This is a genomic window from Streptomyces sp. G7(2002) (assembly GCF_028870195.1).
GTDB lineage: Bacteria > Actinomycetota > Actinomycetes > Streptomycetales > Streptomycetaceae > Streptomyces > Streptomyces nigrescens.
On sequence record NZ_CP102609.1, the window covers coordinates 2,837,352 to 2,858,087 of the forward strand.

A 20,736-nucleotide genomic window follows, 5' to 3' on the forward strand; every position below is an offset into this window, starting at 1 on the left:
CCCCTCTCCCCCTTCGGGGGAGGGGCGGGGGTGGGTTCGGGGGTGGGGGGGGTGAGCAAGCAGTCAGACGACCGCTGCCTCCCCTGGTGCCCCAGCGCCCGGACGGGGCCGACGCGTCAGTGCGCGGACCCCGGTCGCCATCGCATGCCGTTGATCTGTCCCGGCTCGGAACCGATGTGATACCTGACCCTGCGCCCGTGGACCCGCCGGGCGGGCGCCCGGCAGCCCCGGTGCCACGGCGGCAGCGCACAGCGCTGGGGGCCGGGGTTCCGGCGGGCGGCGGACGGGAAGCCGCGGACGGGCACCGGGCAGGGGACGCGTACGGCCGCCGCCCCGGCGCGCACACCGGCCGGGCCCGGGTGCGGTACCCGGACCTGGCAGCGGCTGCCTGCGGCGGTGGCGGTCATGTCGGTGTGCTGTCCCGGCCGCTCAGGACCGGCCGTGCCGGATCGCCGGGTGGGAGCCCGCGGCGACCAGGTCGGAGACCGCGGTCTTGGGGTCCTTGCCGGTGACCAGCGACTCGCCGACCAGCACCGCGTCCGCGCCGTCGTTGGCGTAGGCGATCAGGTCGTGCGGTCCGCGCACACCGGACTCGGCGATCTTGACGATGTGGTCGGGGATCTCGGGGGCGACCCGGGCGAAGTTGCCGCGGTCGACCTCAAGGGTCTTCAGGTTGCGGGCGTTGACGCCGATGATCTTGGCGCCGGCGTCCACCGCGCGGGCGACCTCTTCCTCGTCGTGCACCTCGACCAGCGGCGTCAGCCCGATCGACTCGGCGCGCTCGATCAGCGAGACCAGCGCCTCCTGCTCCAGCGCGGAGACGATCAGCAGCGCGAGGTCGGCGCCGTAGGCACGGGCCTCCCACAGCTGGTAGGCGGTGACGATGAAGTCCTTGCGCAGGACGGGGATGTCGACCTTGGCGCGGACGGCCTCCAGGTCGGCCAGCGAACCGCCGAACTTGCGCTGCTCGGTGAGGACGGAGATGACGGCCGCGCCGCCCGCCTCGTAGTCGGCGGCCAGACCGGCCGGGTCGGCGATCGCGGCGAGCGCGCCCTTGGACGGGCTGGAGCGCTTGACCTCGCAGATCACCGTGACGCTCTCGCCCTTGAGCGCGGCGACGCCGTCCTTCGCGGGGCGCGCCTTCTGGGCCCGCTCCTTGAGCTCGTCGAGGCTGACGCGCGCCTGCCGCTCCGCGAGGTCGGCACGAACGCCGTCGATGATCTCGTCGAGCACACTCACGCGAGCGGCCTCCTTCGGGAGCGGTGTCGGTGGACGGTGACCCGGACGAGCGGTCCCATCCGGCACTCCGATGGTATCCGCCATGGGATGCAGGTCTCACATCCGGTGGACCGCGATCCCACGACCTGGACATCTCCGGGTGCTGCGGGGCCGGCGGCACCCGTTTTGCCCGGCTGCCGGATCACGGTGCGAGCCCGCTGCCGAAGGGGAGGTTGCGGACGACCGTGAAGGCCAGCAGCAGGCCGCCCAGCGCCCACCAGTGGACGGCTCGCGGCCGCGGGCCGGCCGTGCGGCGGCCGCGGACCGCATTGCCCAGCCAGAGCGCCCAGAAGACCGCACAGACGACGTATCCGGCCACCGCGAGGGCGTTGGCTCCCAGGGCCGCGATGAGGTCGCCGTGCGCGACGGCGTGCGCGCTGCGCAGTCCGCCGCAGGCCGGGCAGTAGACGCCGGTGAGGTGCAGCAGCGGGCACACGGGGTAGTGGCCGGGCTCGTTCGGGTCGACGGCGCCGAGGACGGTGAAGGCGGCGGTGGCGGCGGCCAGGACGCCCAGGGGCGCCATGAGGCGGCGCGGCAGACCGCCGCGCGGGGAGGCATCGGGCCGGGCCGCGGGTTGGCTCACGTGCTGATTGTCCGGCCGGACACACGAAGGCGCAGCTTCTCGGCCGCCGTACGGAACGGTCACGGACGGCGGGTACGGCACCACGGTGCGTACGGGCCGGGAAGCGGCGCCTTCGGGAGGTGCTGCGGGAGTGGCGCCGGGCCCCGGCGCCATGGAGCGGGGGCTCAGCCCTCCTGCGGCTGCGGCTGTGCCTGCGCCTGGGGGCGCGGCTTGGCCGAGCGCTTGGGCTCCGAGCCCAGACCAGCCATGCGCATCAGACCGCCCACGAGGGCACCGAGGCCGATCAGCGCCATGCCGGCCCAGAAGCCGGGCACATTCGCCAGCACGATGAAGGCTCCGGCGACGCAGAAGCCGATGAACGAGATGATGACGCCGGTCCAGGCGGCGGGGGTGTGTCCGTGGCCACTGCTCGACATGAATGCTCCTCGATGCTCTGTCCGCGCCGGGTCCGGGCGCGATGATCCTCGTCGGCCATTGTCACCGATGCCGGGCGGAGCACCGTTACCGGGTGGGGTCCTCACCGCGGTCCAGGGACTTCCAGATCTCCTCGGGACGGTCCAGATCCGGCGCGGCCGGGGCCCGCCGTGGGCCGCGTGCGCCGCCGGGCGTCCGCTCGTAACGGCCCGACATCGCGGGCCAGTGGCGTCCGTGGACCAGCGCCAGCAGTCCGGCGACCAGCAGCAGCAGCCCGCCGGCCGCGGCCACCCACGGCCATCCGGTGTGCGTGACGTGATGCACATCGGTTCCGGTCAGCCCGACCGCGGTGGCGGCCTTCTCGCGCAGCGCCGAGGTGTCGGAGTTGCCCAGCACGGCGGCGACGGCGACGCCCACACCGCTGAGCGTCAGCAGGGCGGCGACCGCGATCCGGCCGGCCCGGCGGACCGCGAAGACGGCGACCAGCGCGGCCAGCCCGACGACGGCCAGCGCGCCGGGCACACCGGTCACATCGGCGCCGGTCACCGTGCGGGGCAACTCGCCCTGGGCCAGCACCGCGGAGCCCTCGGCCCAGGTGCGGCCGGAGGCCAGCAGCGCCAGGCCGGCGCCGGCCGCGCCGGCCAGCAGCGCCAGGGCGAGGCTGCGGTGCGCGCGGCGCACGGGCCGGGCCGGCGCGGACCCGGAATCGCCCGGCGGCACGGTGTCGGTGGGGGTCTGGGATGCGGCACTCACGCGTACCACTATCGCGCACCGGCCGCCGGGGGCCGGTGCGCGGGGGTGGTGCGGGCTACTTGCCCAGGTGGTTGGCCGTATGCACGGCCCGGAGCACCGCGGCCGCCTTGTTGCGGCACTCTGTGTCCTCGGCCACCGGGTCGGAGTCGGCGACGACCCCGGCGCCCGCCTGGACGTAGGCGGTGCCGTGGCGCAGCAGGGCGGTGCGGATCGCGATGGCGGTGTCGGAGTCGCCGGCGAAGTCGAGATAGCCGACACAGCCGCCGTACAGACCGCGCCGGGACGGCTCCAGCTCCTCGATGATCTGCAGGGCACGCGGCTTGGGGGCGCCGGAGAGGGTGCCCGCGGGGAAGCAGGCGGTGAGCACGTCGAAGGCGGTACGGCCCTCGGCGACCTGCCCGGTGACCGTCGAGACGATGTGCATGACGTGGCTGTAGCGCTCCACGGACATGAAGTCGACGACCTCGACACTGCCCGGTTCGCAGACCCGGCCCAGGTCGTTGCGGCCCAGGTCGACCAGCATCAGATGCTCGGCGCGCTCCTTGGGGTCGGCCATCAGCTCGTCCGCCAGCGCCTGGTCCTCCTGTACGGACGCGCCGCGCGGACGGGTCCCGGCGATGGGGTGGACCATGGCCCGGCCGTCCTCGACCTTCACCAGCGCCTCGGGGCTGGAGCCCACCACGTCGAAGGCGCCGTCGTCGCCGCCGTCGGGGCCCTCGAAGCGGAAGAGGTACATGTACGGGCTGGGGTTGGTGGCCCGCAGCACCCGGTAGACGTCCAACGCGCTCGCCGTGCACGGGGTTTCGAAGCGCTGGGAGGGTACGACCTGGAAGGCCTCACCGGCCCGGATGCGCTCCTTGATGTCCTCGACGGCGTCCTGGTAGGCGGCGCCGCCCCACTTGGCGGTGTACGGCGGGACCTCGGACGGCGGCAGGGCGGCGGCGCTGGGGGGCGCGGGCCGGGCGAGGTCGTCGGCCATGGTGTCCAGGCGGGCCACCGCGTCCGCGTAGGCCTCGTCGATACCGGTGTCGAGGTCGTTGTGGTTGATCGCGTTGGCGATCAGCAGGACCGTGCCGCTCCAGTGGTCGAGGACGGCGAGGTCGGAGGTGAGCAGCATGGTCAGTTCGGGCAGCCGGAGGTCGTCGGCGGTCTGCTCGCCGATCTTCTCCAGGCGGCGCACGATGTCGTAGCCGAGGTAGCCGACCATGCCGCCGGTGAACGGCGGCAGCCCCTCGCCCTCGATGAGGTCCCGGGGGGTGTGCAGGGCCTCGACGGTGGCGCGCAGCGCGGCGAGCGGGTCCCCCTCGGTGGGCACGCCGACGGGCGGGGTGCCGAGCCAGTGCGCCTGCCCGTCGCGGGTGGTGAGGGTGGCGGCGCTGCGGACGCCGATGAAGGAGTAGCGCGACCACGTACGGCCGTTCTCGGCGGATTCCAGGAGGAAGGTGCCGGGGCGCTCGGCGGCGAGCTTGCGGTAGAGCCCGACCGGTGTGTCGCCGTCCGCGAGCAGCCGCCGGGTGACGGGGATGACCCGCCGGTCCTTGGCGAGGGTGCGGAAGGTGTCGAGGTCCGGAAGGGCGGTGCCGGTGGTTCCCGTGGTCATGGCGCGGAGCCTACTGGTCCTGGCCGTCCCGGGTGGCAAGAACGTCCGCGTCGAAGCAGGTGCGGTCGCCGGTGTGGCAGGCGGCGCCGACCTGGTCGACCCGGACCAGGACGGTGTCGGCGTCACAGTCCAGCGCCACCGACTTCACGTGCTGGACGTGGCCGGAGGTGTCGCCCTTGACCCAGTACTCCTGGCGGCTGCGGGACCAGTACGTGCAGCGGCCGGTGGTCAGGGTGCGGCGCAGCGCCTCGTCGTCCATCCAGCCGAGCATCAGCACCTCACCGGTGTCGTACTGCTGGGCGATGGCCGGGACCAGACCGTCGGCGCCGCGCTTGAGGCGGGCGGCGATGGCGGGGTCGAGGGCGGGGGTGGTGACCGGGGTGGTGGCGCGGCTGCTCATGGTGTCCATTGTGCCGTGCGGCATCCTGCAGGCATGCATCCTCAGCAGCCGTCCGTGCCGCCACCGCCGCCGGATCCTGACCGCGCCGCACGGGTGGCGGCGCGGGTGCTGGGTGCGGTGTTCGTGGCGGCGGTGGTGGTGGCCGTGGTGGTCGCGGTGGTGGTGCTCCACTCGTAGGCCGGGCCGGGAGGCGGGCTCAGGGAAGCGGGCTCAGAGGCGGGCTCACATCCCCAGCTTCGCCGCCCGCAGCCGGTCGATCGCGTCCTTGTCGCCGTCCAGCGCCACATCGGCGACCTCCTGCCGGCCGAAGGCGAACATCGTCAGCTCGCCCGGTTCGCCGACGACCGTGACCACCGGGGTGCCGCGATGGGCCACCGCCGTCCGCCCGTCCGGCCGCCGCAGCACCAGGCCCACCGGCGATTTCCGGCCCAGCACCCGGGCCATCCGCTCGATCCTGGACCACAGGGCGTCCGCGAAAACGGGGTCCAGCTCCCGCGCGGCCCAGTCCGGCTGGGCGCGCCGGACGTCCTCGGCGTGGACGTAGAACTCGACGGTGTTGGACGCCTCGTCGATCTGCTTCAGCGCGAACGGCGACATCCGCGGCGGACCGGTCCTGATCAGCTGGATCAGCTCCCCGTACGGCTTGCCGGCGAACTCCGCCTGCACCCGCTCCAGCCGGGCGGCCAGCGGTTTGACGAGGAGCCCGCCGGCCGCGTCGGCGCGCCGCTCGCGCACCACCACATGCGCGGCCAGGTCCCGCGCGCTCCAGTTCTCACACAGCGTCGGCGCCTCGGGGCCGGCGCTTTCCAACAGGTCGGCGAGAAGGAGCCGTTCACGCTTCGCATGGGTCGACATGCGGCCAGCCTACGACCGGCCCCGCAGCCCTGCCACGGGGCCGCGCCGGTGGCCGCCCGGCCGCACCCGGCCGCCGGGCCCGGCCCGCTCAGGACAGGCCCGGGTCCACATGCTCCATCAGGATGCGCTCCAGCTCCCGGGCGGCCCGCGGCGGGGAGACATCGCCCCGGTGGGCGACGGACACCACGCGGTGCATTCCGGGTGTCGAGAAACGGGTGATCCGCAGGCCGGAGCGGGCGGCGACCATGCTGGGCACCACGGCGACACCCAGCCCGGCCCGGACGAAGCCGAGGACCGCGTCCATCTCGCCGCCCTCGACGGTGAAGGTCGGCTCGAAACCGGCCGCCCGGCACGCCGCGGTGGTGAATTCCCGCAGGTCGTAGCCGCGGCGGAACATCGCCAGCGGCCGGCCGCGCAGATCCTCCACCCGGATGCGGGTGCGCCGGCCGACGGGGGCGGGGCGGTCGGGGGCGGAGACCACGACGAGTTCCTCGCGCAGCAGCTCGGTCGTGGCCAGGGCGGGGGCCTGGACCGGGAGCGGGGTGATGATCAGGGCCAGGTCCAGGGCGCCGTCGGCCAGCACCCGGACCAGGTCCTGCGAGCCGTCCTCGGTGACGATCAGGTCCACGCCGGGATAGCCGGCGTGGAAGGCGCGCAGGACGTCGGGGACGAGGCTGGCGCAGAGGCTGGGCGGGGCGCCGAGGCGGAGCCGGCCACGGCGCAGCTGGGCGACCTCCTGGACCTCGCGGCGGGCGGTCTCGGCGTCGGCGAGGATGCGCCGGGCGAGCGGCAGCAGGGTCTCGCCGGCATCGGTGAGGGTGATGTGACCGCGGGCCCGGTGGAAGAGCTCCGCCCCCAACTCCCGTTCCAGGGAGCGGATCTGCTGGGACAGGGAGGGCTGGGCGACATGTTCGCGCTCGGCGGCGCGGGTGAAGTGCCGGGTGTCGGCCACGGCGGTGAAGTAGCGGAGCTGCTGCAGCTGCATGAGGCGACGGTACGGCATCGATAGGCAGAGCCTATGGAGATGAGCCGCACCATGTCTTGGACTGATGGGCGGACCGGTCCTTACGGTCGGGACCCATGGCACTGGACACACGGGCGGACCGACGGCCGTCCTTCGCGGGCCTGCTGTGGGGCTCGACCGTCGGCAAGAAGACGGTGATGGCCGTGAGCGGTGTGATCATGCTGCTCTACCTGGTCGTCCACATGCTCGGCAACCTGAAGATCTTCTTCGGGGCGGCCGAGTTCAACGGCTACGCCCACTGGCTGCGCATCGTCGGCGAACCGTTCATGCACGAAGAGTGGACGCTGTGGCTGGTCCGCGTCGTCCTCGTGGCCGCCGTCGTCGCGCACGCCACGTCCGCCTACCAGCTGAGCCGCCGCGACATCAGGGCGCGCCCCAGCAACTATGTGCACAAGAAGGCCCGGACCAGCTACGCCACCCGCACCATGCGCTGGGGCGGGATCACCCTCGGCCTGTTCATCGTCTGGCACCTCCTCGACCTGACGACCGGCACCGTGCACTCCGGGGGCTTCCAGTCCGGCCGCCCGTACCAGAACGTCGTGGACACCTTCTCGACCTGGTACGGCAACGTCATCTACTGCGTCGCGATGCTGGCGCTCGGACTGCACATCCGGCACGGCTTCTGGAGCGCCGCACAGACGCTCGGCGTCGGCAGCCGGGCCCGCGACCGCCTCCTGAAGACCCTCGCCCATGCCCTCGCACTGGTGCTGACCGTGGGCTTCATCTCCGTACCCGTCGCCGTCATGACCGGAGTGGTGAGCTGAGCATGGCCCCTTACCCCGACTACACCGCCTACACGACCGGGGAGCCGGTCGCCGACACCAAGGCGCCGGCCGGACCCGTCGCCGGGCGCTGGGACACCCGGCGCTTCGAGGCGAAGCTCGTCAACCCCGCCAACCGCCGCAAGCACACCGTCATCGTGGTCGGCACCGGCCTCGCGGGCGGCTCGGCCGGCGCCACGCTCGCCGAACAGGGCTACCACGTGGTGCAGTTCTGCTACCAGGACTCGCCGCGGCGCGCCCATTCGATCGCCGCGCAGGGCGGCATCAACGCGGCGAAGAACTACCGCAACGACGGCGACTCGGTCCACCGGCTGTTCTACGACACCGTCAAGGGCGGCGACTTCCGGGCCCGCGAGTCGAACGTCCACCGGCTCGCGCAGATCTCCGTCGAGATCATCGACCAGTGCGTCGCCCAGGGCGTCCCCTTCGCGCGGGAGTACGGCGGTCTGCTCGACACCCGCTCCTTCGGCGGCGTCCAGGTGTCCCGGACCTTCTACGCCCGCGGCCAGACGGGCCAGCAACTGCTGCTCGGTGCCTACCAGGCGCTGTCGCGGCAGATCGCCGCCGGGAACGTGGAACTGCATCCGCGCACCGAGATGCTGGACCTCCTCGTCGTCGACGGGCGCGCCCGCGGCATCGTCGCCCGGGACCTGGTCACCGGGACGGTCAGCACCTACTTCGCGGACGCCGTGGTCCTCGCGTCCGGCGGATACGGCAACGTCTTCCACCTCTCGACGAACGCCATGAACTCCAACGCGACCGCCGTGTGGCGGGCGCACCGGCGCGGCGCGTACTTCGCCAACCCCTGCTTCACCCAGATCCACCCCACCTGCATCCCGCGCACCGGCGACCACCAGTCGAAGCTGACGCTGATGAGCGAGTCGCTGCGCAACGACGGCCGGATCTGGGTGCCGAAGGCCAAGGGCGACACCCGGCCGCCCGCCGAGATCCCCGAGGACGAGCGCGACTACTACCTGGAGCGCAGCTACCCGTCCTTCGGCAATCTCGTACCGCGGGACATCGCCTCCCGTGCCGCGAAGAACGTCTGCGACGAGGGCCGCGGGGTCGGCCCCGGCGGGCAGGGCGTCTACCTCGACTTCGCGGACGCCGTCCGGCGCATGGGCCGGGCGAAGGTCGAGGAGAAGTACGGCAACCTCTTCGACATGTACGCGCGGATCACCGCGGAGAACCCGTACGAGGTGCCGATGCGGATCTACCCCGCCGTGCACTACACGATGGGCGGCCTGTGGGTCGACTACGACCTGCAGACCACCGTCCCGGGCCTGTTCGCGATCGGCGAGGCCAACTTCTCCGATCACGGGGCGAACCGGCTCGGCGCGTCCGCCCTGATGCAGGGGCTGGCCGACGGCTACTTCGTCCTGCCGTCCACCATCAACGACTACCTGGCGCGCCATCCGCACCACGACGAGGTCGCCGCGGACCACCCGGTGGTCACTCGGGCCGTGCGGGAGACCGAGGACCGGCTCGCGCGGCTGCTCGCCGTCGGCGGTGACCGTACGCCCGACTCCTTCCACCGGGAACTCGGCGAGCTGATGTGGGAGTTCTGCGGGATGGCCCGCACCGACGAGGGCCTGCGCAAGGCCCTCGGCCGGATCCCGCAGATCCGCGAGGAGTTCTGGCGCCGCCTCAAGGTGCCGGGCACCGGCGAGGAGTTCAACCAGTCCCTGGAGAAGGCCAACCGCCTCGTCGACTACCTGGAGGTCGCCGAGCTGATGTGCCTGGACGCCCTGCACCGGGCCGAGTCCTGCGGCGGCCACTTCCGGGAGGAGTCGCAGACACCGGACGGCGAGGCGGCCCGCCGGGACGAGGAGTTCTCCTACGCGGCCGCCTGGGAGTTCACCGGCACCGGCGAGGCCCCCACCCTTCACAAGGAAGACCTGGTCTTCGAGTACGTCCACCCCACCCAGCGGAGCTACGCATGAGGCTCACCCTGCGCGTCTGGCGCCAGCAGAACGCCGACACCGACGGCGCCATGTCCACCTACGAGGTCGACGGCATCTCGCCGGACATGTCGTTCCTGGAGATGCTCGACACCCTCAACGAGGAGCTGATCCTCAGCGGCGACGACCCGGTCGCCTTCGACCACGACTGCCGCGAGGGCATCTGCGGCGCCTGCTCGCTCGTCATCAACGGTGCGGCGCACGGCCCGGAGCACACGACGACCTGTCAGCTGCACATGCGGTCCTTCCGCGACGGCGACACCATCGACATCGAGCCGTGGCGCGCCGCGGCGTTCCCGGTCGTCAAGGACCTGGTCGTCGACCGCTCCGCCTTCGACCGGATCATCCAGGCCGGCGGCTACATCACCGCGCCGACCGGGTCCGCGCCCGAGGCCCATGCGACCCCCGTGCCGAAGCCGGCCGCCGACGCCGCGTTCGAGCACGCCGAGTGCATCGGCTGCGGCGCCTGCGTGGCGGCCTGCCCGAACGGTGCCGCGATGCTGTTCACCTCCGCCAAGGTGAACCACCTCAATGTGCTGCCGCAGGGCGCGCCCGAGCGCGGGACCCGGGTGCTGGACATGGTGGCGCAGATGGACGAGGAGGGCTTCGGCGGCTGCACCCTCACCGGGGAGTGCGCCACCGCCTGCCCCAAGGGCATCCCGCTGTTCAGCATCACGGCGATGAACCGTGAGTTCGTACGGGCGGCGCGGAAGGTCCGCTGAGTCAGACCGCGGCGGTCCCGATGAGCCCTTCCCGGGTGACGAGCGCGGCCAGCTCCGGCTCGCTGTGCCCCTCGGTGCCCCCGGGCCGCCGTGGCAGGACCATGTAGCGGCTCTCCGCGCTGGAGTCCCACACCGTGATCGCGGTGTCGTCCGGCAGCTCCAGCCCGAACTCGGCGAGGACGGCGCGGGGTTCGCGCACCACCCGCGAGCGGTAGGCCTCGCTCTTGTACCAGGACGGCGACGGCCCCAGCAGCCCGATCGGATAGCAGGAGCACAGCGTGCACACGAGGACGTGGTGCGTGGTGGCGGTGTTCTCGACGACCTTGAGCCGCTGCTCCTGGATACCGCCCGCCATCGAGAGCCCGACCTCGGGCAGCGCCGCGTTCGCGTCGGCCAGCAGCCGCTCGCGGAACCCGGCGTCGGTCCAGGCCCGCGCCACGATCCGCGCCCCGTTGACCGGCGAGGCCCCCTTCAGCATCGCGGCGAGCGCCGCGTCCAGCTGCGCCTCGGCGACCACCCCGGCCTCGATCAGCCGCGCCTCCAGCCGCCTGACCCGCGCCGCCACCGGTGTACTCGTGTGCCCGCCGCTCATGCCCCGTCCTCCCGTACCCGCTCGATGTACGACTCCCAGAGGTCGACCGTGACCTCATGACCGCCCTCGCCCCACAGGTCGGCCGCGGCGAAGGCCACGGTGTAGACGGGCTCGGTCCGCGGCTCGGCGACCCCGGCCGCGCACTCGTCGGCGAGCGCCCACCGCCCCTGGCACTCGACGATCCGCCCCCTGTGTCCGCGCACATACCGCGGCACCCGGGTGTGCCCCACCGGGTCGACGGCGCGCACCCGCACCCGCTCCCCCGCCCGGAATTCAGCCATCGCCGAGCAGCCCCCGTTCGGCGAGCAGCGTCTCGATCGCATGGAGCCAGCGCTCGTAGTACGACGCCGCCAGATACTCCTGCGGGGCCATCCGCTCGACGGCGTCCCGGAACTCGTCGAGCCGGTAGACCCCGTTCCGCACCAGCACGGAGTTCAGCGCGAACACCCGCGCCTCCCAGTCGGCATGGAACGGCGGTTCGTCCGCCTCGATCTCCAGGGCCCCGAACCCCGACTGGCCACCCACATCGTTGACACGGCTCATGGGGCGAGCCTAGGCGTACGCCGCGGTCAGCGCACCGGGTGACCCGCCCCCCGCAGGGCGTCCTTGACCTGGGAGATGCGCAGATCGCCGAAGTGGAAGACGGAGGCGGCCAGGACCGCGTCGGCGCCGGCCGCGACGGCCGGGGCGAAGTCGTCGAGCTTGCCGGCGCCGCCGGAGGCGATCACCGGGATGGTGACGTGCTTGCGGACCGCCTCGATCATCTCGACGTCGTAGCCGTCCTTGGTGCCGTCGGCGTCCATGGAGTTGAGGAGGATCTCGCCGGCGCCCAGCTCGGCGGCGCGGTGGGCCCATTCGACGGCGTCGATACCGGTGCCGCGGCGGCCGCCGTGGGTGGTGACCTCGTATCCGGACGGCGTCCCCGCGTCGGTACGGCGGGCGTCGACCGAGAGGACCAGGACCTGGCTGCCGAAGCGTTCGGCGATCTCGCGGATCACGTCGGGGCGGGCGATGGCGGCGGTGTTGACCCCGACCTTGTCGGCGCCGGCCCGCAGCAGCTTGTCGACGTCCTCGGGGGTGCGGACACCGCCGCCGACCGTCAGCGGGATGAAGACCTGCTCGGCGGTGCGGCGGACCACGTCGTAGGTGGTCTCACGGTTGCCGGAGGAGGCGCTGATGTCGAGGAAGGTCAGCTCGTCGGCGCCCTCGTCCCCGTAGATCCTCGCCATCTCGACGGGGTCGCCGGCGTCCCGCAGGTTCTGGAAGTTGACGCCCTTGACGACCCGGCCGTTGTCGACGTCCAGGCAAGGGATGACTCGGACCGCCAGGGTCATGTCGGTTCAGGCCTCTCTGACAGTTCTCGGAAAGCTTCCAGTTCTACTTCGACCAGGACGCGGGAGTCGACGAAGCCGGAGACCACGACCAGGGTCGAGGCGGGCGGCATGGCGGCGAACAGCTCCCGGTGGGCGCGGCCGGCCGCGTCCACATCGCGTAGATGAGTGAGGTACATACGGGTGCGGAGGACCGCTTCGGCGCCCAGGCCGAAGGGGGTGAGTGCCTCCAGTGCGTTGGTGAAGGCGACCCTGGTCTGCACATAGGGGTCGCCCTCACCCTGCAGGACGCCGTCGACCAGTGGCATCGTGCCGGCGACCAGGACCCGGTCACCGGCCGCCACGGCGCGTGCGAAGCCGATCTTCTCTTCCCAGGGACTGTCGGTCCGTACGCGCTCGATGGTCATCACGCCGCCTTTCGTTCGCGGTTACGACACTGCTGCCAGCGCCTCTTCGAGGGTGAACGCCTTCGCATAGAGCGCCTTGCCGACGATCGCGCCCTCGACACCTTCCGGCACCAGGGTGGCGAGTGCCCGCAGGTCGTCGAGCGAGGAGACACCGCCGGAGGCGACCACCGGACGGTCGGTGGCGGCGCAGACGTTGCGCAGCAGCTCCAGGTTGGGGCCCTGGAGGGTGCCGTCCTTGTTGATGTCGGTGACGACGTAGCGGGCGCAGCCCTCGGCGTCGAGGCGGGCCAGCGTCTCGTAGAGGTCGCCGCCGTCGCGGGTCCAGCCGCGGCCGCGCAGCGTGGTGCCGCGGACGTCCAGGCCGACCGCGATCTTGTCACCGTGCTCGGCGATGACCTTGGCGACCCACTCGGGGGTCTCCAGCGCGGCGGTGCCGAGGTTGACCCGGCGGCAGCCGGTGGCGAGGGCCGCGGCGAGCGTGTCGTCGTCGCGGATGCCGCCGGACAGCTCGACCTTGATGTCCATGGAGCGGGCGACCTCGGCGATCTGCGCGCGGTTGTCGCCGGTGCCGAAGGCGGCGTCGAGGTCGACGAGGTGCAGCCATTCGGCGCCGGACCGCTGCCAGGCGAGGGCCGCCTCCAGCGGGTCGCCGTAGGAGGTCTCGGAGCCGGACTCGCCGTGGACGAGGCGGACGGCCTGGCCGTCGCGGACGTCGACGGCGGGGAGGAGTTCGAGCTTCGGCATCAGGGGGCTCACAGGGTGTTGATCCAGTTGGTCAGGAGCTGGGCGCCGGCGTCGCCGGACTTCTCGGGGTGGAACTGGGTGGCCCACAGCGGACCGTTCTCGACCGCGGCCACGAAGGGCTCGCCGTGCGTGGCCCAGGTGACCTTGGGCGCGGCGATATGCGGGTTGCCGACCTCCAGCTCCCAGTCGTGCACCGCGTAGGAGTGCACGAAGTAGTAGCGGGCGTCGGCGGGCAGACCGGCGAAGAGCTGCGAGCCCTCGGCGGCGGCGACGGTGTTCCAGCCCATGTGCGGCACGATGTCGGCCTTGAGCGGGCCGACCGTGCCGGGCCACTCGTCCAGGCCCTCGGTCTCCACACCGTGCTCGATGCCCCGGCCGAAGAGGATCTGCATACCGACGCAGATGCCCATGACGGGGCGGCCGCCGGCCAGCCGGCGGCCGACGAGCCAGTCACCGCGGGCCTCCTTCAGCCCGGCCATGCAGGAGGCGAACGCGCCGACACCGGGGACCAGCAGTCCCTCGGCGTTCATCGCCCGGTCGTAGTCCCGGGTGATCTCCACATCGGCGCCGACGTGCGCCAGGGCACGCTCGGCGGAGCGGACGTTGCCGAAGCCGTAGTCGAAGACGACGACCTTCTTACGGGATGCCGAGGCGGTCAATTCCATACCCCCAGCCGCAGGACGCCGGCGGCCAGGCACATCGCCGAGCCGATGGACAGCAGGACGATCAGGCTCTTGGGCAGCTCCTGCTTCCAGAAGGAGTAGACGCCGCCGAGGAGGAAGAGCCCGACCAGGATGAAGACGGTGGAGAGGCCGTTCACGGGCTACAGGGCTCCCTTGGTGGAGGGGATGATCCCGGCCGCCCGCGGGTCGCGCTCGCTGGCGTACCGCAGGGCGCGGGCCAGCGCCTTGAACTGGCACTCCACGATGTGGTGGGCGTTGCGGCCGTACGGGACGTGGATGTGCAGCGCTATCTGGGCCTGGGCGACGAAGGACTCGAAGATGTGCCGGGTCATCGTCGTGTCGTAGGAGCCGATCATCGGCGCCATGTTCTCCGGCTCGGTGTGCACCAGGTACGGGCGTCCGGAGAGGTCGACGGTCACCTGGGCGAGCGACTCGTCCAGGGGGACGGTGCAGTTGCCGAAGCGGTAGATGCCGGACTTGTCGCCGAGAGCCTGCTTGAAGGCGGCACCCAGGGCGAGGGCGGTGTCCTCGATGGTGTGGTGGGTGTCGATGTGCAGATCGCCGTCGGTCTTGACCTTGAGGTCGAACAGGCCGTGCCGGCCGAGCTGGTCGAGCATGTGGTCGTAGAAGCCGACGCCTGTCGAGACCTCCACGTCCCCCCTGCCGTCGAGGTCGATCTCGACGAGCACGGACGTTTCCTTCGTCGTGCGCTCCACGCGTCCTACGCGGGTCATCGCTTGCTCTCCTTCAGTACTGCGCGAACCGCGTCGAGGAACGCGTCGTTCTCGGCCGGGGTGCCGGCGGTGACCCGCAGCCAGCCCGGTACGCCGTTGTCACGGACCAGGACGCCGTGGTCGAGGATCGCCTGCCAGGTGGCGTGGGCGTCCTCGAAGAGGCCGAACTGCACGAAGTTGGCGTCGGAGTCGACGACCTGGCAGCCGGTCGCCCGCAGCTCGGTGACCAGGCGGTCCCGCTCGGTCTTGAGCTGCTCGACGTACTTCAGGAGCGTGTCGGTGTGCTCCAGCGCGGCCAGTGCGGTGGCCTGGGTGACGGACGAGAGGTGGTACGGGAGCCGGACGAGCTGGACGGCGTCGACCACGGCGGGGTCGGCGGCCAGATAGCCCAGCCGCAGCCCGGCGGCGCCGAAGGCCTTGGACATCGTCCGGGAGACGACCAGATTCGGCCGCCCCTCGATCAGCGGCAGCAGCGAGGGCCGGTGGCTGAACTCGCCGTAGGCCTCGTCGACCACCACCAGGGCCCCGGCGGCATCGGCGCGGGCCGCCTGCGCCGCCTCGTACAGCGCGAGCACGGTGCCGGCCTCGACGGCGGTGCCGGTGGGGTTGTTCGGCGAGCAGATGAAGACCACGTCGGGCCGCTGCTCGGCGATGGCCGCCACGGCCGCCTCGACGTCGATGGTGAAGTCGTCGTTGCGCGGGCCGGAGATCCAGCCGGTGCCCGTGCCGCGGGAGATCAGCCCGTGCATGGAGTACGACGGCTCGAAGCCGATGGCGGTGCGGCCGGGGCCGGCGAAGGTCTGCAGCAGCTGCTGGAGGATCTCGTTGGAGCCGTTGGCGGCCCACACCTGGTCCTTGGTGACCTCGTGGCCGGCGGTGCGGGTGAGGTAGCGGGCCAGCTCGGTGCGCAGCTCGACCGCGTCCCGGTCGGGGTAGCGGTTGAGCTCCCGGGCGGCCTCGGTCACCCGCTCGGCGATCCGCCGGACCAGCGGCTCGGGCAGCGGGTAGGGGTTCTCGTTGGTGTTCAGCCGCACCGGGACGTCCAGCTGCGGTGCGCCGTAGGGGGACTTGCCGCGCAGCTCGTCCCGGATGGGGAGATCGTCGATACGGGTCACGTGCCTGCTCACTTGCTCTGCGGGACCTTCCAGTCGAACCTGGCCTTCAGCGCGGCGCCGTGGGCCGGAAGGTCCTCGGCCTCGGCGAGGGTCACCACATGGTGGGCAACCTCGGCCAGCGCGTCGCGCGAGTAGTCCACGACATGGATACCGCGCAGGAAGGACTGCACGGACAGCCCGGAGGAGTGGCAGGCGCAGCCGCCGGTGGGCAGCACGTGGTTGGAGCCGGCGCAGTAGTCGCCGAGCGAGACCGGGGCGTACGGGCCGACGAAGACCGCACCGGCGTTGCGGACCCGGGCGGCCACGGCGGTGGCGTCGGCGGTCTGGATCTCCAGGTGTTCGGCGCCGTAGGCGTCCACGACCTTGAGGCCCTCGTCGAGGCCGTCGACCAGGACGGTCGCGGACTGCCGGCCGCCCAGCGCCTCGGTGATCCGCTCGATGTGCTTGGTCGCCGCGACCTGCCGCTTCAGCGCCTCGTCGACGGCGTCGGCCAGCTCGGTGGAGTCGGTGACCAGGACGGCGGCGGCGAGGGTGTCGTGCTCGGCCTGGCTGATCAGGTCGGCGGCGACGTGCTCGGGGTCGGCGGTGGCGTCAGCGAGGACCGCGATCTCGGTCGGGCCGGCCTCGGCGTCGATGCCGATCCGGCCCTTGAGCAGGCGCTTGGCGGAGGCGACGTAGATGTTGCCGGGGCCGGTGACGAGGTTGACCGGCAGGCACTCCTCGGTGCCGTACGCGAACATCGCGATGGCCTGGGCGCCGCCGGCCGCGTAGACCTCATCGACGCCGAGCAGGGCGCAGGCGGCGAGGATGGTCGGGTGCGGGCGGCCGCCGAACTCCTTCTGCGGCGGGGAGGACACGGCGATGCCCTCGACGCCGGCTTCCTGCGCCGGGACGACGTTCATGACCACCGAGGACGGGTAGACCGCGAGGCCGCCGGGGACATAGAGCCCCACCCGCTCGACGGGCACCCAGCGTTCGGTGACCGTGCCGCCGGGGACGACCTTGGTAGTCACGTCCGTGCGGCGCTGTTCGCGGTGGACGATCCGGGCGCGCCGGATGGACTCCTCCAGGGCGGCCCGGACGGCCGGGTCCAGCTCCGCGAGCGCGCTCTGCAGGGCCTCGGCGGGCACCCGCACCCGGTCGATCTCGACGCCGTCGAACCGCCGCGCACAATCGATCAGCGCCGCGGTGCCGCGATGGCGTACGTCCTCGCAGATGGGCCGCACCTTCTCCAGGGCGGCTTCCACGTCGAACTCGGCACGGGGCAGCAGGTCGCGCAGGGCGCCGCCCTCGGGAAGGGCGTCACCGCGCAGGTCGATTCGGGAGATCACCCTCCCAGTGTCTCAGACCCGCTCCGGGGCCCGACCGGCCGTATCACTCAGTGATACACAGCGGAGCACACCCCGGACGCATCGTGACCCGGCCGTTCGAAGTTGACCGGAGTTGGCCCTGACCACGCGTGTTCAAGCAGTCACGGGGCGGGCAAGGGCCACACAACGGCGTACGGGGAGACCTGCGGGACGCACGACGACCGGTGCACGAAATGCGTCCGAACAGGTTGCGACACACCACGGGAGAGCAAGGGGGACCCACTGTGACCGAGCCCGGGGACGGCGACGCGCCCGCCGACCTGCAGCTGACATCCGCGGAATGGAGCATGTGGCAGGCCTTCCGCAACGGCAGCACCTGCGATCTGCACATCGGCGATCCGGCCAGGGACGATCCGCACGGGCAGCATTTGTGGGGCGCCGAGCGCCGGGTGCGGGCCCGGGTCGTGGCGCTGCTGCTGCTCGACGGGCCGCCCGCGCAGCCCGGCCGGGTCTCCGCACTCAAGATCACCGGGGCGTACATCACGGACACTCTCGACGTTGCGGGCGGTGCGATCAAGCCATTCGTGGAGCTGCGGGACTGCCGCTTCGAGGCCGAGGTCGTACTCCCCGAGAGCCGGTTCACCACCCTGCGGCTGGTGAACTGCGCGATACCCCGGGTGGAGGCGGCCCGGTTGCAGACCGAGGGCGATCTCCATCTGCCGCGCTGTGTGGTGCAGTCCGGCATCCGGCTCACCGACGCCCATATCGGCACGGACCTGATGCTCAATCAGACCGTGGTGCACAAGGACCGGCAGGGCCGGTCGATCATGGCGGACGGGCTGACCGTCACCCAGGACCTGCAGGCCGAGATGCTGGAGTCCTACGGGGAGCTGTCCCTGCGCGGCGCCACCATCGGCGTGTCGCTGAGCCTGCGCGGCAGCCGGCTGAGCAACCCCTTCGGCCGCCGGGCCCTGAACGCCCCGCAGCTGACCGTCGAGCGCACCCTCTATCTGACCGCCGCAGGCCTGGCCAACTCCCCGTTCTCCAGCAGCGCCACTCCCCCGTACGGCACCGTGCACACCCCGTCGCGCGGCACCCGTGTGCAGCGCTTCGAGTGCGAGGGCGGGATGCGCCTGGACGACGGGCGCTTCGGTGACGCGGTCGACTTCGAGCACGCCCGGTTCATCATGGAGTCCGACCAGGAGCTGTCGCTGCGCCGCATCCAGACGCCCGAGCTGCGGTTCCTCGGTGAGCGGCCGCAGCGCGGCCGGGTGATCCTCTCCGGCGCCCGGGTGGTCAATCTCGTCGACAAGTCGGCGAGCTGGCCGGGGCTCGGCGGGCTGTGGATGGCCGGCTTCGCCTACGAGACGCTGATCCCGCGCGGCCACTTCCCGCTCTCCCTGCGGCTGCAGTGGGTGGCCGCGGCGACCCCCGAGTACGCACCCGAGCCGTACGAGATGCTCGCCGCCTCGCTGCGCACCACCGGGGAGGACTCCGACGCCCGCGAGGTCCTGCTGGCCAAGCAGCGGCGCCGCCGCGAGACGCTGCCGCTGGCGGCGAAGGCCTGGGGGGTCCTGCAGGACTGGACGGTGGCCTACGGCTACCGCCCGGGGCGGGCCGCGGTGTGGATGGCCATCCTGTGGGCGATCGGCACGATCTACTTCTCGATGTCCCCGCCGCCGCCCCTCAAGACGGGCGAGGCGCCGCCCTGGAATCCGTATCTCTACTCCCTCGACCTGCTGCTGCCGGTGATAGACCTCAATCAGAGCGCCGCCTGGAAGCCGGGCGGCGGTGCGCAGTGGGCGGCCGCGGTGCTCATCCTGGCGGGCTGGGTGCTCGCCACGACGGTCGCGGCCGGTGCGTCCCGGCTGCTGCGGCGGCAATAGCCGGTTCACCGCGACCGACAAGGCACACCCGGCCACCGACGTGCACCCCCTCCCGCCGTTTTCCCCACCCCTCAACGGGAGGGGACGGGCCGGAGCGGGTGGGGGTGTCCGGACGTCAAGCGAAGCAGTCCGGACACCCCCACCCGCGCAGGCCCGTCACCGCACCCCGACAGCCCCGCGCAGCGGACCGGCCCGCCGCAGGCGCCACGGCGAGAAACCCCCACGGCGAGGATTCCCGACCACGTGGGAACACAGCAGAGCGCAGCGTCTAGGCTTACGGGCTGTGACCTCCGTGCGCCTACCGCTCTTCCCGCTGAACTCGGTGCTGTTCCCGGGACTCGTGCTCCCGCTGAACGTCTTCGAGGCGCGGTACCGGGCCATGATGCGTGACCTGAGCGCGGTGCCCGAGGACGACCGCCGCTTCGCGGTGATCGCGATCCGGGACGGCCGGGAGGTCGCCGCCACCGCGCAGGGCATGCCGGACAGCACCCTGCCGGCCGCGGACGGTCCCGCCGCCGGCTTCGGTGACGACCCGATACAGGCGTTCCACACCGTGGGCTGTATCGCCGACGCGGCCACCATCCGGGAGAAGTCGTCCGCCGACGACACCGGCTACGAGGTCCTCGCCACCGGCACCACCCGCTTCCGGCTGCTGTCGGTGGACGCCTCGGGGCCGTATCTGACCGGTGAGGTGGAGGAGCTGGAGGACGGCGAGGGAGAGGGCGCCGGCGCGCTCGCCTCCGGCGTCGTGCGGGCGTTCCGTACCTATCAGAAGCGGCTGGCCTGGGCGAACGAGCGGACCCTGTCGAGCGGGCAGGATCTGCCGGCCGACCCGTCCGTGCTGTCGTACCTGGTCGCCGCGGCGGCCGTGCTGGACGTGCCCGCCAAGCAGCTGCTGCTGGAGGCGCCGGACACCGCGGCCCGGCTGGGGCAGGAGCTGAAACTCCTTCGCCAGGAGTCGGCGCTGCTCGGTAAGCTCCCGTCGCTGCCGGCCGTGGATCTGACCCGGCAGCCGACCAGCCCCAACTGAACGACCGGCCCGAGCGAGGCACGAAGACGTTGGCGAAGAAGTCCAAGAAGTCCGTCGGCACCCCGGCGACGGTCGCCCTCACCGCGGCCGGCGTCCCGTTCACCACGCACTCCTACGAGCACGACCCGGCCGCCCCGTCGTACGGCGAGGAGGCCGCCGAGGCCCTGGGCGTCGCGCCCGACCAGGTGTTCAAGACCCTGCTGGCGGACGTCGACGGCACCCTGACGGTCGCCGTGGTCCCGGTGTCGGGGTCCTTGGACCTCAAGGCGCTGGCGGCCGCGGTGGGCGGCAAGCGGGCCACGATGGCCGACCCGGCGGCGGCCGAGCGCAGCACGGGCTACGTCCGGGGCGGGATCTCGCCGCTGGGGCAGCGCAAGCGGCTGCGCACGGTCGTGGACGCCTCGGCCGAGGGCCGGCCGACGGTCTGTGTCTCGGCGGGGCGGCGCGGGCTGGAGGTCGAGCTGTCGCCGGAGGACCTGGTGGCGCTCACGGGGGCGCACCTCGCGCCGATCGCCCGCGGCTGAACGTACGG

At 72.3% G+C, this 20,736-nt stretch carries 27 protein-coding genes; 7 read left to right on the forward strand and 20 right to left on the reverse strand.

Annotated features, from left to right (window positions below):
• Positions 1-116 precede the first annotated feature (116 nt).
• From trpM to hisI, 7 genes are all read right to left on the reverse strand, one after another.
• Positions 117-407 carry a tryptophan biosynthesis modulator TrpM gene (gene trpM / locus NUT86_RS40630; protein ID WP_381286071.1) on the reverse strand — a complete coding sequence of 97 codons (291 nt, stop codon included), beginning with the start codon at positions 405-407 and terminating at the stop codon, positions 117-119.
• A gap of 22 nt (positions 408-429) precedes the next feature.
• The gene (gene trpC, locus NUT86_RS11585; RefSeq protein ID WP_018090304.1) at positions 430-1,239 is read right to left on the reverse strand and encodes an indole-3-glycerol phosphate synthase TrpC; all 810 of its coding nucleotides are present in this window, start codon (positions 1,237-1,239) and stop codon (positions 430-432) included.
• A gap of 181 nt (positions 1,240-1,420) precedes the next feature.
• On the reverse strand, positions 1,421-1,801 hold the full coding sequence (locus tag NUT86_RS11590) for a DUF2752 domain-containing protein (RefSeq protein WP_274740448.1): 381 nt from the start codon (positions 1,799-1,801) through the stop codon (positions 1,421-1,423).
• A gap of 224 nt (positions 1,802-2,025) precedes the next feature.
• Positions 2,026-2,277 carry an HGxxPAAW family protein gene (locus NUT86_RS11595; protein WP_018090302.1) on the reverse strand — a complete coding sequence of 84 codons (252 nt, stop codon included), beginning with the start codon at positions 2,275-2,277 and terminating at the stop codon, positions 2,026-2,028.
• Between the two features lie 85 nt (positions 2,278-2,362).
• Entirely contained in the window at positions 2,363-3,028 is a 666-nt protein-coding gene (locus NUT86_RS11600) for a TIGR02234 family membrane protein (RefSeq protein WP_020397739.1), read from the reverse strand.
• A 55-nt stretch (positions 3,029-3,083) separates the two neighbouring features.
• Positions 3,084-4,628 carry an anthranilate synthase component I gene (locus NUT86_RS11605; protein ID WP_274735000.1) on the reverse strand — a complete coding sequence of 515 codons (1,545 nt, stop codon included), beginning with the start codon at positions 4,626-4,628 and terminating at the stop codon, positions 3,084-3,086.
• A gap of 10 nt (positions 4,629-4,638) precedes the next feature.
• The gene (gene hisI, locus NUT86_RS11610) at positions 4,639-5,028 is read right to left on the reverse strand and encodes a phosphoribosyl-AMP cyclohydrolase (protein ID WP_159488600.1); all 390 of its coding nucleotides are present in this window, start codon (positions 5,026-5,028) and stop codon (positions 4,639-4,641) included.
• Positions 5,029-5,061: 33 nt separating this feature from the next.
• Between hisI and NUT86_RS11615 the strand changes: the two genes are divergently transcribed.
• Positions 5,062-5,205: a hypothetical protein gene (locus tag NUT86_RS11615; RefSeq protein ID WP_158686037.1), complete on the forward strand. Its 144-nt coding sequence runs from the start codon at positions 5,062-5,064 to the stop codon at positions 5,203-5,205.
• Between the two features lie 45 nt (positions 5,206-5,250).
• Here NUT86_RS11615 and NUT86_RS11620 read toward each other — a convergent pair whose 3' ends face one another.
• Positions 5,251-5,883 (reverse strand): TIGR03085 family metal-binding protein, encoded by a 633-nt coding sequence (locus NUT86_RS11620; RefSeq protein ID WP_018090298.1) that lies wholly within the window; start codon positions 5,881-5,883, stop codon positions 5,251-5,253.
• An 88-nt stretch (positions 5,884-5,971) separates the two neighbouring features.
• Positions 5,972-6,868 (reverse strand): LysR family transcriptional regulator, encoded by an 897-nt coding sequence (locus tag NUT86_RS11625; RefSeq protein WP_274735003.1) that lies wholly within the window; start codon positions 6,866-6,868, stop codon positions 5,972-5,974.
• A gap of 95 nt (positions 6,869-6,963) precedes the next feature.
• Between NUT86_RS11625 and NUT86_RS11630 the strand changes: the two genes are divergently transcribed.
• From NUT86_RS11630 to NUT86_RS11640, 3 genes are read left to right on the forward strand one after another with little or no spacing between them, the layout of a single operon-like run.
• On the forward strand, positions 6,964-7,671 hold the full coding sequence (locus NUT86_RS11630) for a succinate dehydrogenase (protein WP_274735004.1): 708 nt from the start codon (positions 6,964-6,966) through the stop codon (positions 7,669-7,671).
• A 2-nt stretch (positions 7,672-7,673) separates the two neighbouring features.
• Positions 7,674-9,632, forward strand: coding sequence for a fumarate reductase/succinate dehydrogenase flavoprotein subunit (locus tag NUT86_RS11635; protein ID WP_274735006.1), 1,959 nt, complete (start codon positions 7,674-7,676; stop codon positions 9,630-9,632).
• The gene (locus tag NUT86_RS11640; protein ID WP_018090294.1) at positions 9,629-10,372 is read left to right on the forward strand and encodes a succinate dehydrogenase/fumarate reductase iron-sulfur subunit; all 744 of its coding nucleotides are present in this window, start codon (positions 9,629-9,631) and stop codon (positions 10,370-10,372) included. The genes NUT86_RS11635 and NUT86_RS11640 overlap by 4 nt, the downstream gene beginning before the upstream one ends.
• Position 10,373: 1 nt before the next feature.
• Here the strand turns inward: NUT86_RS11640 and NUT86_RS11645 are convergent, their stop codons facing one another.
• Genes NUT86_RS11645 through hisD form a run of 11 tightly spaced genes read right to left on the reverse strand, consistent with a single transcriptional unit; the run spans position 10,374 to position 17,309 of the window.
• On the reverse strand, positions 10,374-10,964 hold the full coding sequence (locus NUT86_RS11645; RefSeq protein WP_159488594.1) for a nitrile hydratase subunit alpha: 591 nt from the start codon (positions 10,962-10,964) through the stop codon (positions 10,374-10,376).
• The gene (locus NUT86_RS40435) at positions 10,961-11,245 is read right to left on the reverse strand and encodes an SH3-like domain-containing protein (protein ID WP_018090292.1); all 285 of its coding nucleotides are present in this window, start codon (positions 11,243-11,245) and stop codon (positions 10,961-10,963) included. Before NUT86_RS40435 ends, NUT86_RS11645 begins: the two co-directional genes overlap by 4 nt.
• Positions 11,238-11,507, reverse strand: a complete 270-nt coding sequence (locus NUT86_RS40440; protein WP_093644828.1) for an SH3-like domain-containing protein — start codon at positions 11,505-11,507, stop codon at positions 11,238-11,240. The genes NUT86_RS40435 and NUT86_RS40440 overlap by 8 nt, the downstream gene beginning before the upstream one ends.
• 26 nt (positions 11,508-11,533) lie before the next feature.
• A complete protein-coding gene (hisF, locus tag NUT86_RS11655) occupies positions 11,534-12,298 on the reverse strand; it encodes an imidazole glycerol phosphate synthase subunit HisF (protein WP_093644830.1) in 765 nt (254 codons plus the stop codon).
• Entirely contained in the window at positions 12,295-12,702 is a 408-nt protein-coding gene (locus NUT86_RS11660; RefSeq protein WP_018090289.1) for a RidA family protein, read from the reverse strand. The genes hisF and NUT86_RS11660 overlap by 4 nt, the downstream gene beginning before the upstream one ends.
• Positions 12,703-12,723: 21 nt before the next feature.
• Positions 12,724-13,446 carry a bifunctional 1-(5-phosphoribosyl)-5-((5-phosphoribosylamino)methylideneamino)imidazole-4-carboxamide isomerase/phosphoribosylanthranilate isomerase PriA gene (gene priA / locus NUT86_RS11665; protein WP_026169748.1) on the reverse strand — a complete coding sequence of 241 codons (723 nt, stop codon included), beginning with the start codon at positions 13,444-13,446 and terminating at the stop codon, positions 12,724-12,726.
• 8 nt (positions 13,447-13,454) lie between these two features.
• Positions 13,455-14,111, reverse strand: coding sequence for an imidazole glycerol phosphate synthase subunit HisH (gene hisH, locus NUT86_RS11670; protein WP_159488590.1), 657 nt, complete (start codon positions 14,109-14,111; stop codon positions 13,455-13,457).
• Positions 14,102-14,266 (reverse strand): hypothetical protein, encoded by a 165-nt coding sequence (locus tag NUT86_RS11675; protein WP_018090286.1) that lies wholly within the window; start codon positions 14,264-14,266, stop codon positions 14,102-14,104. The genes hisH and NUT86_RS11675 overlap by 10 nt, the downstream gene beginning before the upstream one ends.
• 3 nt (positions 14,267-14,269) lie before the next feature.
• A complete protein-coding gene (gene hisB / locus NUT86_RS11680) occupies positions 14,270-14,863 on the reverse strand; it encodes an imidazoleglycerol-phosphate dehydratase HisB (protein ID WP_093644834.1) in 594 nt (197 codons plus the stop codon).
• Positions 14,860-15,978, reverse strand: coding sequence for a histidinol-phosphate transaminase (locus tag NUT86_RS11685; RefSeq protein ID WP_018090284.1), 1,119 nt, complete (start codon positions 15,976-15,978; stop codon positions 14,860-14,862). Before NUT86_RS11685 ends, hisB begins: the two co-directional genes overlap by 4 nt.
• Positions 15,979-15,986: 8 nt before the next feature.
• Positions 15,987-17,309: a histidinol dehydrogenase gene (gene hisD, locus NUT86_RS11690; protein ID WP_018090283.1), complete on the reverse strand. Its 1,323-nt coding sequence runs from the start codon at positions 17,307-17,309 to the stop codon at positions 15,987-15,989.
• 263 nt (positions 17,310-17,572) lie between these two features.
• Between hisD and NUT86_RS11695 the strand changes: the two genes are divergently transcribed.
• The 3 genes from NUT86_RS11695 to ybaK all read left to right on the forward strand — a co-directional run bounded on the left by NUT86_RS11695 (position 17,573) and on the right by ybaK (position 20,728).
• Entirely contained in the window at positions 17,573-19,174 is a 1,602-nt protein-coding gene (locus NUT86_RS11695) for an oxidoreductase (protein ID WP_274735012.1), read from the forward strand.
• 283 nt (positions 19,175-19,457) lie between these two features.
• Positions 19,458-20,204 (forward strand): LON peptidase substrate-binding domain-containing protein, encoded by a 747-nt coding sequence (locus tag NUT86_RS11700; protein ID WP_093644840.1) that lies wholly within the window; start codon positions 19,458-19,460, stop codon positions 20,202-20,204.
• Positions 20,205-20,233: 29 nt separating this feature from the next.
• Complete coding sequence (gene ybaK / locus NUT86_RS11705; protein ID WP_018090280.1) at positions 20,234-20,728, forward strand: Cys-tRNA(Pro) deacylase; 495 nt, start codon at positions 20,234-20,236, stop codon at positions 20,726-20,728.
• The last annotated feature ends 8 nt before the right edge of the window (positions 20,729-20,736 follow it).

Bases quoted from the DNA above. Each gene is read 5' to 3' on its own strand.
- trpM (WP_381286071.1), bottom strand. From the start codon at position 407: ATGACCGCCACCGCCGCAGGCAGCCGCTGCCAGGTCCGGGTACCGCAC.
- NUT86_RS11595 (WP_018090302.1), bottom strand. From the start codon at position 2,277: ATGTCGAGCAGTGGCCACGGACACACCCCCGCCGCCTGGACCGGCGTC.
- hisF (WP_093644830.1), bottom strand. From the start codon at position 12,298: ATGACCCTGGCGGTCCGAGTCATCCCTTGCCTGGACGTCGACAACGGC.
- NUT86_RS11660 (WP_018090289.1), bottom strand. From the start codon at position 12,702: ATGACCATCGAGCGCGTACGGACCGACAGTCCCTGGGAAGAGAAGATC.
- NUT86_RS11625 (WP_274735003.1), bottom strand. From the start codon at position 6,868: ATGCAGCTGCAGCAGCTCCGCTACTTCACCGCCGTGGCCGACACCCGG.
- NUT86_RS11645 (WP_159488594.1), bottom strand. From the start codon at position 10,964: ATGAGCGGCGGGCACACGAGTACACCGGTGGCGGCGCGGGTCAGGCGG.
- NUT86_RS11640 (WP_018090294.1), top strand. From the start codon at position 9,629: ATGAGGCTCACCCTGCGCGTCTGGCGCCAGCAGAACGCCGACACCGAC.
- NUT86_RS11605 (WP_274735000.1), bottom strand. From the start codon at position 4,628: ATGACCACGGGAACCACCGGCACCGCCCTTCCGGACCTCGACACCTTC.
- NUT86_RS11635 (WP_274735006.1), top strand. From the start codon at position 7,674: ATGGCCCCTTACCCCGACTACACCGCCTACACGACCGGGGAGCCGGTC.
- NUT86_RS11630 (WP_274735004.1), top strand. From the start codon at position 6,964: ATGGCACTGGACACACGGGCGGACCGACGGCCGTCCTTCGCGGGCCTG.
- NUT86_RS40435 (WP_018090292.1), bottom strand. From the start codon at position 11,245: ATGGCTGAATTCCGGGCGGGGGAGCGGGTGCGGGTGCGCGCCGTCGAC.
- NUT86_RS11590 (WP_274740448.1), bottom strand. From the start codon at position 1,801: ATGGCGCCCCTGGGCGTCCTGGCCGCCGCCACCGCCGCCTTCACCGTC.
- priA (WP_026169748.1), bottom strand. From the start codon at position 13,446: ATGCCGAAGCTCGAACTCCTCCCCGCCGTCGACGTCCGCGACGGCCAG.
- NUT86_RS11615 (WP_158686037.1), top strand. From the start codon at position 5,062: ATGCATCCTCAGCAGCCGTCCGTGCCGCCACCGCCGCCGGATCCTGAC.
- hisH (WP_159488590.1), bottom strand. From the start codon at position 14,111: ATGGAATTGACCGCCTCGGCATCCCGTAAGAAGGTCGTCGTCTTCGAC.
- NUT86_RS11620 (WP_018090298.1), bottom strand. From the start codon at position 5,883: ATGTCGACCCATGCGAAGCGTGAACGGCTCCTTCTCGCCGACCTGTTG.
- hisB (WP_093644834.1), bottom strand. From the start codon at position 14,863: ATGACCCGCGTAGGACGCGTGGAGCGCACGACGAAGGAAACGTCCGTG.
- hisI (WP_159488600.1), bottom strand. From the start codon at position 5,028: ATGAGCAGCCGCGCCACCACCCCGGTCACCACCCCCGCCCTCGACCCC.
- NUT86_RS40440 (WP_093644828.1), bottom strand. From the start codon at position 11,507: ATGAGCCGTGTCAACGATGTGGGTGGCCAGTCGGGGTTCGGGGCCCTG.